Source organism: Actinomadura sp. GTD37 (assembly GCF_041951365.1).
Taxonomy (GTDB): Bacteria; Actinomycetota; Actinomycetes; order Streptosporangiales; family Streptosporangiaceae; genus Spirillospora.
The window spans coordinates 2,270,172-2,282,187 of sequence record NZ_JBGNUS010000001.1; the positions used below are offsets into that span (position 1 = coordinate 2,270,172).

General features: G+C 71.3%; 11 protein-coding genes. 6 read left to right on the plus strand and 5 right to left on the minus strand.

Going from position 1 to position 12,016, the window contains the following annotated elements:
* The first annotated feature begins 23 nt into the window (after positions 1 to 23).
* Both ACA511_RS10950 and ACA511_RS10955 read left to right on the plus strand, forming a co-directional pair.
* Positions 24 to 839, plus strand: coding sequence for an SAM-dependent methyltransferase (locus ACA511_RS10950; protein ID WP_375024001.1), 816 nt, complete (start codon positions 24 to 26; stop codon positions 837 to 839).
* Between the two features lie 100 nt (positions 840 to 939).
* Positions 940 to 1,719, plus strand: a complete 780-nt coding sequence (locus ACA511_RS10955; RefSeq protein WP_375024002.1) for an NYN domain-containing protein — start codon at positions 940 to 942, stop codon at positions 1,717 to 1,719.
* Here ACA511_RS10955 and ACA511_RS10960 read toward each other — a convergent pair.
* Positions 1,716 to 2,996: a phosphodiester glycosidase family protein gene (locus ACA511_RS10960; RefSeq protein WP_375024003.1), complete on the minus strand. Its 1,281-nt coding sequence runs from the start codon at positions 2,994 to 2,996 to the stop codon at positions 1,716 to 1,718. The genes ACA511_RS10955 and ACA511_RS10960 overlap by 4 nt on opposite strands.
* 211 nt (positions 2,997 to 3,207) lie before the next feature.
* Between ACA511_RS10960 and ACA511_RS10965 the strand changes: the two genes are divergently transcribed.
* Both ACA511_RS10965 and ACA511_RS10970 read left to right on the plus strand, forming a co-directional pair.
* Positions 3,208 to 5,988 (plus strand): AAA family ATPase, encoded by a 2,781-nt coding sequence (locus tag ACA511_RS10965; protein WP_375024004.1) that lies wholly within the window; start codon positions 3,208 to 3,210, stop codon positions 5,986 to 5,988.
* Positions 5,989 to 6,226: 238 nt separating this feature from the next.
* The gene (locus ACA511_RS10970; protein ID WP_375024005.1) at positions 6,227 to 6,973 is read left to right on the plus strand and encodes an SDR family oxidoreductase; all 747 of its coding nucleotides are present in this window, start codon (positions 6,227 to 6,229) and stop codon (positions 6,971 to 6,973) included.
* A 7-nt stretch (positions 6,974 to 6,980) separates the two neighbouring features.
* Here ACA511_RS10970 and ACA511_RS10975 read toward each other — a convergent pair whose 3' ends face one another.
* Positions 6,981 to 7,622, minus strand: coding sequence for a TetR/AcrR family transcriptional regulator (locus ACA511_RS10975; protein WP_375024006.1), 642 nt, complete (start codon positions 7,620 to 7,622; stop codon positions 6,981 to 6,983).
* Positions 7,623 to 7,734: 112 nt separating this feature from the next.
* Between ACA511_RS10975 and ACA511_RS10980 the strand changes: the two genes are divergently transcribed.
* Positions 7,735 to 8,472, plus strand: a complete 738-nt coding sequence (locus ACA511_RS10980) for an SDR family NAD(P)-dependent oxidoreductase (protein ID WP_375024007.1) — start codon at positions 7,735 to 7,737, stop codon at positions 8,470 to 8,472.
* 73 nt (positions 8,473 to 8,545) lie between these two features.
* Here the strand turns inward: ACA511_RS10980 and ACA511_RS10985 are convergent, their stop codons facing one another.
* Both ACA511_RS10985 and ACA511_RS10990 read right to left on the minus strand, forming a co-directional pair.
* Positions 8,546 to 8,749 (minus strand): DUF397 domain-containing protein, encoded by a 204-nt coding sequence (locus tag ACA511_RS10985; protein ID WP_375024008.1) that lies wholly within the window; start codon positions 8,747 to 8,749, stop codon positions 8,546 to 8,548.
* The gene (locus ACA511_RS10990) at positions 8,746 to 9,558 is read right to left on the minus strand and encodes a helix-turn-helix transcriptional regulator (RefSeq protein ID WP_375024009.1); all 813 of its coding nucleotides are present in this window, start codon (positions 9,556 to 9,558) and stop codon (positions 8,746 to 8,748) included. The genes ACA511_RS10985 and ACA511_RS10990 overlap by 4 nt, the downstream gene beginning before the upstream one ends.
* Before the next feature lie 116 nt (positions 9,559 to 9,674).
* Between ACA511_RS10990 and ACA511_RS10995 the strand changes: the two genes are divergently transcribed.
* Entirely contained in the window at positions 9,675 to 10,160 is a 486-nt protein-coding gene (locus ACA511_RS10995; protein WP_375024727.1) for an ATP-binding protein, read from the plus strand.
* A gap of 152 nt (positions 10,161 to 10,312) precedes the next feature.
* Here the strand turns inward: ACA511_RS10995 and ACA511_RS11000 are convergent, their stop codons facing one another.
* Positions 10,313 to 10,846 (minus strand): hypothetical protein, encoded by a 534-nt coding sequence (locus ACA511_RS11000; RefSeq protein WP_375024010.1) that lies wholly within the window; start codon positions 10,844 to 10,846, stop codon positions 10,313 to 10,315.
* Positions 10,847 to 12,016: the final 1,170 nt, after the last annotated feature.

Below are 12,016 nucleotides of genomic sequence, written 5' to 3' on the forward strand. Positions count from 1 at the left end.
CAACGGTCTTTGAGGAGACGTTCGTGGCATCGGATTCGCCAGGCCAGGACAAGCTTTCCCGGGTCAATACGAACATCCCTCACCCTGCCCGGGTCTATGACGCGTGGCTGGGCGGCAAGGACAACTACGCCGCCGACCGGGCGGCCGCCGAGGCCGGGCTGCAAGCCTTCCCGTCCACGGTCAAGTCCGTGCGGGCCAACCGCGCGTTCCTGGCGCGGACGGTCGAGCACCTGGTCGCCGAAGCCGGGATCCGCCAGTTCCTGGACATCGGCACCGGGCTTCCGTCGGCCAACAACACCCACGAGGTCGCCCAGGCGGTCGCGCCCGAAAGCCGGATCGCCTACGTCGACAACGACCCGATCGTGCTGGCTCACGCCGAGGCGCTGCTGAGGGGCACCGGCGTGGGCGCGACCGACTACATCGACGCCGACCTGCGCGACCCCGGCAAGATCCTGCGGGAGGCGTCCCGCACGCTCGACTTCACCCAGCCGGTGGCGGTCATGCTCATCGCCGTGCTCCATTTCGTCCCCGACGAGGCGGACCCGCAGCAGATCGTGGACACGCTGATGGCAGCCGTCCCCGCGGGCAGCCACCTGGTGGTGTCCCACACCGCGAAGGACATCTTCCCCGAGGAGATGGCCGCGTTCGCCCAGGCCATGAACGCGAACACGGCGGAGACGGTCACGCTGCGCGACCGCGAGCAGGTCTCCGGCTTCTTCCGCGGCCTGGACCTCGTCGAGCCCGGCGTCGTCCAGGTCTCCCGCTGGCGCCCCCGCTCCGAACTGGAGGCCGCCGCGCCCGCCGTCCTGTGGGGCGGAATGGCCGGCAAACCCGCCTAGCGCGGGGTGCCGCAGATCGAGCGTGGTGCGGGCGACCTCTGATGTACTGGACGCGTCTCGGTTGGGCGGGCGCGCCCGGTGGCTTCCAGGGAGGCGTGACGTGGTGAACGAGAACACCGACCGGCTGGCGGTGCTCATCGATGCCGACAACGCGCAGCCCGGGATCGTCGAGGGGCTGCTGGCCGAGGTCGCCAAGTACGGGACCGCCCACGTCAAGCGCGCCTACGGCGACTGGACCGGGACGAACCTGCGCGGCTGGAAGGAACACCTGCTCGACCAGTCGATCCAGCCGATCCAGCAGTTCGCCTACACCTCCGGCAAGAACGCCACCGACGCGGCGATGGTCATCGACGCGATGGACCTGCTGTACTCCGACCGCTTCGACGGGTTCTGCCTCGTCTCCAGCGACAGCGACTTCACCCGGCTGGCCGCGCGGATCCGGGAGTCCGGGCTGACCGTGTACGGGTTCGGCGAGCGCAAGACGCCCAAGCCCTTCGTGGCGGCGTGCGACAAGTTCATCTACATCGAGAACCTCGCCTACGACCAGGGCTCGGCCGCGCCGGCCGCCACCGCGCTGAAGCCCTCGCCCCAGACGCCCGCCGCCAAGCTCAAGCAGGACACCGCACTCGTCAACCTGCTGCGCAACGCCGTCGAGGCGGCCTCCGACGAGGACGGATGGGCGCCCCTCGGGCTGGTCGGCACCATCATCACCAAGCAGCGCCCCGAGTTCGACGCCCGCAACTACGGCTACGCCAAGCTCAGCGAGCTGATCGCCGCGACGACGCTGTTCGTCGTGGACCGCCGCAGCCCCGGCGACGGCAAGGCGGGCAACATGTACGTCCGCGACAAGCGCCACCAGGACAAGAAGCCGGGCTCCTAGCCGGGGCCGCCCGCGCGGAACACGCCGATGCCGTTCGCGACGGCGCGTTCCGTCCCGTCCGCCGGCACGTTGCGGACGGTCACCGACGCCGCGCCGGGGTCGCGCGTGACGAGGGTCGAGGAGCCGCCGCCGTCGAGGTTCACGGCGTCGTCGGCGCCCACGCCTCCGAGCAGGTCCGCCAGCTCGGCGAGGGTCAGGCCGCCGCTGTCCGCCGACCGGCCGTCCGCGACGACGAGGTAGAGGCGCCGCCCGTCGCGGCTGACCCCGGCGGCCGTCCGCGGCGCGGGGCCCGTCGCGGCGGCGTCGAGCGGCCTGCCGTCCCGCAGGATCGGGGACCCGCCGACCGCGAAACGGAACCGGACCCGTCCGCTCAGCCGGTACGACACCCGCACGCGGTCGCCGACCCGCAGCCGCCGCAGCGCCGCCGCGCCCTTCTCCCGTCCGACCAGCACGGTCGTCCCCGCCGGGATCGCGCCGCCGCCCACCTTCGCGGACAGCGCCCTGACCACGCCCTGCCGGACGGTCGCCTCGGCGGTGTCCGCGCTGCACGGAGCGCCGCGCTCGTCGTCCGTCCCGCAGACCGCCCGTGCTCGCGAGACCTCGCCCCACTCCCGCTGGAACACCCCGACGCCGCCGACCGGGAGCGCGTACTGGTTGAGCCCGCGCAGCGGGACGACCGTCCGGCCCGAACGGACCGTCCCGGTCAGGCGCAGCCGCGCCACATGCCCCCGCCGGTCGGCGCCGACGCCGACGACGCTCTCCCCGGACGCCCCGGGCGGCAGCGCGGGCCCGAACCGCTGCCCGTCCGGCACCGCGCCCTTCAGCGGGCGACCGCCGTCCACCTCGGGGCCGGACGACGACCCGGTGGCCGCCACCCCGGGACGCGTCTCGGCGATGTTGAAGAAGTCGCCGTTCACCCCGGCGACGGCGCCCTGCGCGTCCGCCATGCCCGACACCGTCCGGCGGGCCGCGACCAAGGGCGGGCGCAGCAACCCCACCGAGACCCGCCGATCGTCCAGGTCGACGTCCAGCAGGCCGCCCCGCACGCGTCCACCGGCCCCGGACGTCTCGAACGTCCGGAAGGTCACCCCGGGCGCGGTCCGCTCGACCGAGGTGAACCGCACCTCACCGACGCCGGCCGGCGGTGGCGGCACCCGCGTCCCCGCCCGCTCCCCGGACCCGGCGCCGTCCGCCCCGGCCGCGTCCGCGAACGCCGGGACGGCCCCGGCCGCGCCCACCCCTGCCACGATCACCAAGCCCACGAGCCCGACCCGCATCGACGCCCCTCCCGGCGGACACCAGCCCGCCGATCATGACGCACGCCCGGTGAAGCCCCCACCGGCCGGACGCCAACACTCGCGCAAGGCCGCGTAATGACCCCCGGCCGTCCATGCCGAAGGCGGTGATCGCCGACAGCGCCTCCGCATCCAGCGAATTCGGACATAATTGACAGCGCTAGCGGTATGGCCGCAATGAGGGTGGGTGGCGGTGGACCGACGTACGCGCGGGGCCGGGCACGGCGGGAACGCCAGGCTGTTCGGACGCGCCACCGAGTGCGCCCTTCTCGACGAGATGATCGCGGCCGTCCGCGGCGGGGAGAGCCGCGTGCTCCTGCTGCACGGCGAGCCGGGAGTCGGCAAGTCGGCGCTGCTGGAGTACGCCCAGCGCGCGGTGGACGGCATCCGCGTGCTGCGCGCGGGCGGCGTCGAGTCGGAGATGGAGCTGCCCTTCGCAGCCCTGCACCAGTTGTGCGCGCCGCTGCTGGACCGGCTGGGCAATCTCCCCGAGCCGCAGCGCGAGGCGCTGGAGACGGTGTTCGCGTTGCGGGCGGGCCCCGCGCCGGAGCGGTTCCTGGTGGGGCTGGCGGTGCTGGGGCTGTTCTCGGACGCCTCCGAGGACGGGCCCCTGCTGTGCGTGGTGGACGACGCGCAGTGGATGGACCGCGCGTCGGCGCAGATCCTGGGCTTCGTCGCCCGCCGGCTGCTGGCCGAGTCGGTGGCCCTGGTGTTCGGTTCCCGGGAGCGTCCCCAGGATCTGCTGGGGCTGCCGGAACTGGAGGTCGCGGGGCTGCGGGTCGCCGACGCGCACGCCCTGCTGGAGTCGGTGACGCGCGCGAGGATCGACCGGAACGTCCTGGACCGGTTCGTGGCCGAGACGCACGGCAACCCGCTCGCCCTGCTGGAGCTGTCGCGCGGGCTGACCGCGACGCGGCTGGCGGGCGGTTTCGCGCTGCCGCGCGCCGACGCGCTGCCGGGCCGGATCGAGCAGAGCTTCCTGGCCCGGATCCAGGCCCTGCCCGAGCAGACCCGGCTGCTGCTGCTGATCGCCGCCGCCGAACCGACCGGCCACCCCGCCCTCGTCCGGCGTGCCGCCGAACGCCTCGGGATCGCCCCGGCGGCGGCCCTGGCGGCGGGGACGGACGGCCTGCTGGAGTTCGACGCCCGGGTGATCTTCCACCATCCGCTGGTGCGGTCGGCCGTGTACGGGGCGGCGCGGCGCAAGGACCGCCGGGCCGTCCACCTCGCGCTGGCGGAGGCGACGGACGCCGACACCGACCCGGACCGCCGCGCGTGGCACCTCGCGTCCGCCACGACCGTCCCCGAGGAGGCCGTCGCCGCCGAACTGGAACGGTCCGCCGGCCGGGCGCAGGCGCGCGGCGGGCTCGCCGCCGCGGCGGCGTTCCTGGAGCGCTCCGTGGCCCTGAGCGTCGACCCCGCGCGGCGCGCGGAACGCGCCCTGGCGGCCGCCGACGTCGCCCACCGGTCGGGCGACATCGACGCCGCGCGGAGACTGGCCGGCGTCGCCGAGCGGAACGCGCGGACCGAGTTCCAGCGCGTGCGCGCCCACCTCGTCCGCAGCCACATCGCGTTCGCGGCCGGCTTCAACAACGAGGGGCCGCCGATGCTCCTAGAGGCCGCGCAGCGGCTGGAGCCGTTCGACATGGACCTGGCGCGGGAGACGTACCTCATCGCCTGGGGCAGCGCCTCCTACGGGGCCGCGAACCGGGAGAGCCTCGTCGCGATCTCGCGGGCGATCAGGGAGCTCCCGCCTCCGCAGGGGGACCCGAGCGTCCTCGATCTCGTGCTCGACGCCTACGCGGCGCTCGTCATCGACGACCGGAGCGCCGCGCTTCCGGTGATGCGGAGGGCGGTGAGCACGCTCGTCGAGGCCCCCTTGGAGGAACTCCTGAAATGGAGCTGGGCGGCCAACGGCCTGGTCGCGCTGACCTGGCAGGACCAGGTCATGACGCGGACGCCCGCCAGAGTGCTCGCGGAGGTCCGCGCGGCCGGAGCCCTGGCCGACCTGCCCGTCTACCTCCACTCGCTCGGGATACCGACCTCGCTCGGCGGCGACTTCGGCGCGGCGGCCGAGCTCGTCGCCGAAGCCGAGGCCGTCGCCGCCGCGACGGGCGTGCCCATGACCCAGCACACCAAGCTCCTGCTGACCGCGCTGCAGGGCAAGGAGGCCGAGGCCACGGCACTGATCGCCGCCACGATCGAGGAGGCCGGGGCCGGCGGCCAGTTGTCGGGCGTCGCGTCCGCGCAGTGGGCGACGGCGATCCTCTGCAACGGCCTGGCCGACTACGATCGCGCGCTGTCGGCGGCGCGGGCCACCATCCAGAGCGCCAACACGCTCGTCTCCCAATGGGCGCTCCCCGAACTCGTCGAGGCGGCGGTGCGCGCCGGGGACGACGCGGCGGCCCGCGGGGCGCTCACGGAGCTCGCGGACACGGCGGAACCCTGCGACACCGACTGGGCCCAGGGCATCCTGAGCCGCTGCCGGGCGCTGCTGAGCGACGACGCCGCCGCGGCCGACCTCTACCGCGAGGCGATCGACCGGTTGAGCCGGACGGTCCTGCGCCCCGAGCTGGCGCGCGCCCACCTGCTGTACGGCGAATGGCTGCGCCGGGACCGCCGGCGGGTCGAGGCGCGGACCCACCTGCGCACCGCCTACGAGCTGTTCACGTCGATCGGGATGGAGGCGTTCGCCGAGCGCGCCCGGCGCGAGCTGCTCGCCACCGGCGAGACCGTCCGCAAACGCAAGGACCAGGCCGCGGCGGACGTGGAGTTGACGCCGCAGGAGCGGCAGATCGCCCTGCTCGTCCGGGACGGCCTGTCCAACCCGCAGGTCGCGGCCCGCCTCTTCGTCAGCCCCCGTACCGTCGAGTGGCACCTCCGCCAGGTCTTCACCAAGCTCGGGATCGGTTCCCGCAAGCAGCTCCCCGACGTCCTGCCCCGCGACGAGGCCGGAGCCGCGCCCCCGGCGTAGCCCAGGCGGGACGGTCGCCCCGCCGCGAACCGTCCGGGACGGCCGCCCGGGACCCGGCGCACCCTAGCCCCGGCCCGCTAGTGGGACACCCTGGTGCGACCCGGGGACCGTCCGGACGAGGCTTGGGCCGTCGGCGTTCCACCGACGCGCCCGGAGGCGCAGGCCCAGCGACCGGCCTCCGGACGTCCGCCCCCAGGCCATCGAGTCCTCCTTGGCCGCGGATGAGAACGAGGCAGTCGTGTCCGATCAGTCGCTAGAGGGAGCCGCCGCGCTCGTCACCGGCGCCGGCGGCGGCATCGGCGCCGCGACCGCGCGCCGCCTGGCCCGCGAGGGCGCGACCGTCGCCCTGCTCGCCCGCCGCCGCGACCGCCTGTGGCAGGTCGCGAGCGACATCGCGGACCTCGGCGGGCACGCCGTCGCGGTGGAGGCCGACCTCACCGAGCCCGAACGCGCCGACGACGCGGTGCAGGAGGCGCTCGACCGGCTCGGACGCCTGGACATCCTGGTCAACAACGCCGGGGTCATGCTGCTCAACTCGGCCCTGCACACCACCCTCGACGAGTGGGACCGGATGGTCTCGCTCAACATAAGGGCGCTGCTGCACGTCACGCACGCCGCCGTCCCGCACCTGATCTACGCGGCGTCGACGTCGCCGCGGCAGGTCGCGGACCTGGTGAACGTCGGCTCCACGGCCGGACGCGCCGCCCGGCCGGGAAACAGCGTCTACTCCCTGACCAAGGCCGGGCTCAACGCGTTCACCGAATCGCTGCGCCAGGAACTGCTCGGTGAACGCGTCCGGGTCAGCGTGGTGGAACCCGGCGCCGTCGACACGGAGCCGATGAACCACCTCGGCGGGGCGGTCCGGGAGACCCCCGGGGCCCTGCGCGCGGAGGACGTCGCGGACGCCATCGGCTACGTCGTCACGCGAGACCGGAGGGTCGCCGTCGACCAGATGCTGGTCCGCGCCGGCGGCCGGTCCTGGTGACCGCGGGTCAGTGATCGAGGTCCGGGGCGGCCAGGGGCAGTCGGTGCGGCGGCGGGTGCGGCAGGGGTCGCCCCGTGTCGGCGGTGATGCCGTCGAGGGCCAGTTCGAGGTAGCGGCGCCAGGCCTGCGGCTCGGCGTCCAGCAGCGGCGCCGCGGTGTGCTGGATGCCGCTCAGCAGCAGGACGACATCGGTGCCGGTGATGTCCGGCCGGACGGCGCCCTCGCGCCGGGCGCGGTCGGTGAGCCGCTCCACGACGTCGCGCAGGTCGTGAATCGCCTCCCGCACCTGCTCGCTCTGCAGGGACGGGCGGCCGACGACCTCGCAGAACGCCCGGTCCCGGACGAAGATCTCCACCCCGGCGGCCATGAACTCGCGCAGCGCCCGCGCGGGATCGCCGGCCTCCAGCAGCGCCGTGGCGGTGCTCCGCAGCTCGTCGAGCATGCCGAGCATGATCGCCGCCAGCAGGTCGGCCTTGGAGGAGAAGTGGCGGAAGACCGTGCCCTTGCCCACGCCGGCGCACTGCGCGATCTCGCCGATGGACACCTCGACGCCGCGCTCGGCGAACGTCCTGGCCGCGGCGTCCAGCAGCAGCCGGCGATTGCGCACGGCGTCGCTGCGGGACGGGACGGCGGGCGTGCTCCTGGTCATGCGCCTCCCCTTTTCACCACCAGTGTAACTAACGTGACCAGATGGTCCGCTTTGCGGCTAGACTAAGGTGACCAACTGGTCCGCTTAGTGGGCCGGAACGAAGGGATACGACGTGAGCGACAAGCTGAACGGGAAGATCGTGCTGGTCACCGGGGCCTCGTCGGGCATCGGCGAGGCGACGGCGCTGGCCCTGTCCGCCGAGGGCGCGCGGGTCGCCGCGGGCGCCCGCCGGGCCGACCGGCTGGCCGCCCTGGCGGACAAGGCGCCGGGCGAGGTGCTGGCCCTGGACCTGGACGTGACCGACCAGGACTCGGTGCGGGCCGCGGTCGCCGCGACCGTCGAGCGCTTCGGCGGCCTGGACGTCCTGGTGAACAACGCCGGGGTGATGCTCAACGGCCCGATCGCGGGCGCGGACACCACCGAGTGGACGCGCATGGTCGAGACCAACCTGCTCGGTTCGATGTACGCGGTCCACGCGGCGCTGCCGCACCTGCTGGAGCGCAAGGGGACCGTCCTCCAGGTGTCCTCGACCTCGGGACGGATCGCATCCGCAGGCAGCGGCGTCTACGCCGCGACGAAGTTCGGAGTCAACGCCTTCTCCGAGGCGCTGCGCCAGGAAGTGACCACCCGGGGCGTGCGCGTCATGCTCGTCGAGCCCGGTTTCGTCTCGACCGAACTGGCCGGCCACATCACCGACCCGGGAATCCGGGAGTTCGCGCAGCAGATGGCCGCCTCCATGCGCACCCTGCAACCCGAGGACATCGCCAACGCCGTCGTGTACGCGCTGACCCAGCCCGACCACGTCGCCGTCAACGAGATCCTCATCCGCCCGACCGACCAAACCCAATAGCAGACCCCGGCGGACGTCCGGACGCGCCAGCGGCCCCGCCGAAAGGCGAGGCCGTTCGCGGTATTTCGGGGGGTCAGAGGTGCAGCTCTCCCCGCTTCAGGGCGGTGACGAGCTGGGCAAAGCTCTCTGCGGAGAGCGTGAGGTGTCCGGCGTCGGGGGCCTTGCTGTCCCTGATGCCATGTCCTTCGAGAAGAGCCGCGACCTCTACGCACTCCTCACCGCCATCACCGCCGGAGCCGGAGCGGCTCGACTTGCGCCAGGCGACGGATTCACTCACTTCATGGCCTCCATGACTTGAGCTATGAGGCTCCGGGACGAACCTCGGGACAGCGCATCGGTGCCTATTCGGTCATACCGTACCCGGTAGCCGCGTACCTTGGCGGGATCGGTAATCACCCGACCACCGCCCACAGCATCGGACCGCGCGACCGCGCCGGCCGGCGTGTCGAGCACCGTGAATGATCCGTCGATCCCCGGATGCGCGCCGATATCGCGAGGAACGACCCGAACCACGATGTTGGGGCGTTCGCTCATCTCCAGCAGGTGCGCGAGTTGGGCTCGCATGACCTCTGGTCCGCCGATCGGGTCGAGCAGAGCAGATTCTTTGATCAACGTCCACAACTCCGCAGGCCCGTCCCCGCTCAGCACGTGTTGCCGCGCCAGGCGCCGAGACAGCGCCTCCTCCACGTCGTCGACCACTCGTGCGCCCACCAGAAGAGCCCGGGCGTAGTCCGGTGTCTGGAGCAGGCCGGGCATGACGAGCGCTGAGTAGGCGCTGATCATTGATGCCTGACGTTCATAGTTCGTGAAGACGTCGAACCAATTCGGATCGTGAGCGCTCTCGGCAAGTCGGCGAAGACGGGCGAAATGGCCACGAGTCTTCCAAACCCGGTCAAGAGTTTCGGCGTGCGTCTGCGGCAGTTTTGCGCTGGCCGATTCCCAGTTGGCAACCCGAGAATTATCGACGCCGCAGAAGCGCCCCACCTCGGCCTGTGAAAGATTTTCGCGGATACGCCATACCCGCAGGTCAACGGCCAGCCAATGCCAAGGATTGTTGTCCGGATCGAGGGTATCCGCCCTTGCCATTCAAGATCTCCTAGATTGTGATCTCCGAACGCAATAGGACAACTGTACTCGTTGGCGTCAGTCTGTGGGCAGAAACGCAGACAGTGAGAGGTCGGCCGATGTCCGCGACACCCATAATGGACACAAACCCGCAAAACATATTCAGTGAGACCTTCCGGGCTTATCCCGAGACCGTCTATCTCGCACGCGAACTCGTGAAGAGCGCGCTCGGCTCCTGGGGGCTCGGCGCCTTCGAGGGCGACGCCGTACAGATCATGAGCGAGCTAGCGTCCAACGCGGCCCGGCTCTGCGAGGGCAGGAAGATCCGCGTATGGATCGGCCGGATCGACCAGGGCGTCGAGATGTGCGTGTGGGACGACCATCCCGGCCGGCCCGTGATCCAGCAGCCCCACCCGTTCGGCACGTCCGGGCGCGGCCTGATCCTCGTCCAGGCGTTCGCGTCCGGCGGCTGCGGATGGTTCGAGCTGGCCGAAGGCAAAGCCGTATGGGCGCGGATCGCGATCGACCACGGATACCTGCTGGGCGCCGCGCGTAAGGCGGGCCGCCCGATCCTCAAGCCCCTGCCTCATGTGGACAGGCAGCCCACTCGGCTGCACTCATAGACTGCCCCCGCCCTGCGAAGCGCGCCCCACCAGTTCCCCCAGCTCGGTGGGCTTCCCCCGCCACTCGCAGGGCGGGCGGCACCCAACTCGACCCCCGGCGTCAAGTCCTCCCGGCCCCACAGCCGGGCCCGGACTGTGCTGCTCCAGATCGCCTAAGCCTCAACCAGCTTCATGAGCGCTTCTCGATTGCCAGAAGGGGCGTCACGGAGCACCTGTCGAGCGCGCAAGAGAGCGTCCACATCAGCGGTGGCGGCGGCGACCTCCGCAGCGACCGAGTCGATCTTCCCGAGCCCGGCATCAGCAAGCCAGCGGGACACCTGTGCCCAGGAGTACAGCTTGACGCGGCTGCCGCGATGGATGACCGGAGCGGGAAAGCCTCCAGGCCCGCGTTCACCGGTCGTCCAGTGCCCGACCGCCGGGGCGGACCTGCTGGTCTTTTCGGCGATGTCGTCGATGGTCACCAGGTCCTCCATGACACCGGTCACCGGCAGTCCACTGCCTTCGCTGTCGTCGATGGCCGACAGGATCGCCTCGATCGCGTTGCGTGCCTCCCGTGAGAACAGGATGGTGCCACCCTGCTCGTCGCCGGAGAGTTGACCGTCACCGCAACGCGAGTACAGCCGCTCCGCGGCCTCCTCAAGGTCGCTGACCGGGCCGACCTCAAGTTCGAACCAGTAGGTGCTCATCAGTTCTCCCCCTCCTGTCGTTCGGTCGCCTTGGCGTCGTGCTGTCGCATCCGCCTCCGGATCTTCTGTGCCTCGTGTTCGTCAACGTCGGGAGTCCCGTTGATCGAGAACGGAGGAGTGCAGCAGCCGGGGCCGCCAGGACAGGATGCTCTCGCATAGGCGTGAGCCCGTCCGCTCGTATAGGTGACCTGCCATCCGGCGTCCTCTAACTCCTTGATGGCCGCTCGCGTGTGCTTTCCCGGCATGTAGCGATAGTACTACCCATGTAGGGCTAGAGTAACACGCCCTTCCGGTGACGCCCAGCGCCATGCATCCGCAACACCTGAACGGGCACGCCCGGCAGCCTGCACGGGTCGACGCCCAGCAGGTCGCTCAGGACCGCCACCCGCCGGGTTCTGGACGTCTCGAACGTTCGGAAAGGTCACGCCGGCGCGGTCAGCTCCGGCGAGGTAAACCGCACCTGCCCGACCTTGGAGGACGGCAACGCCCGCACCCGTACATCCGCCCGCTTCCCAGACCCGGCCCCGGCCGCCAGGACGACGACCACCCGCCCCGCGGGCCCCTGCCACGATCACCCGGACGGCACCCCTGCGAACAGAGAGGGCCGGGCAGGTCCCTGCTCCGACCTCGCCCAGCCCTCGGACATGACCATCAGGTCATGTGGACGAGCACCACCATCACCGTGAGCGCGAAGGCGATGTTGGGTATCGCCTTTATGAGCTTTTCCTTCATTGATAGTCCTCTTCGCTCATGTGAAATCGAGTTCCCCCGCGCACGCCGACTCTATCGGTGGCGTCTGCGGCGTGTCTCAACATTTCAGGCCTTCGTGTGAATCCTTGCCTGAAGGTATCTTCTGTCGGGTTAGCTGAAGTTTGGAGGTAATGTCCATATTCATCCGCATCTATCCCAGTCGCGTAGCGGATGCCCAGCAGGTCGCGTCCCTGGTGTCCGCTAGAATCGAACACTAAGTTACTCGCTGTCAAGTCTGCGAACTGCGAAAGTGGTAGTGGTTCGTCGAGTCTTTGGTGGTAAGCGGTACCGATAGGTATGGAATCGAACGTGTTGACCACGCTGCCAGCATCCGTGTCCGACGCCGCAAATGCTGGTACGGGACGTCCGGCGTTGCCCAGCGTTCGCGGGAGTGCCGTCAGGTGGTGCGGCGACTCGTGG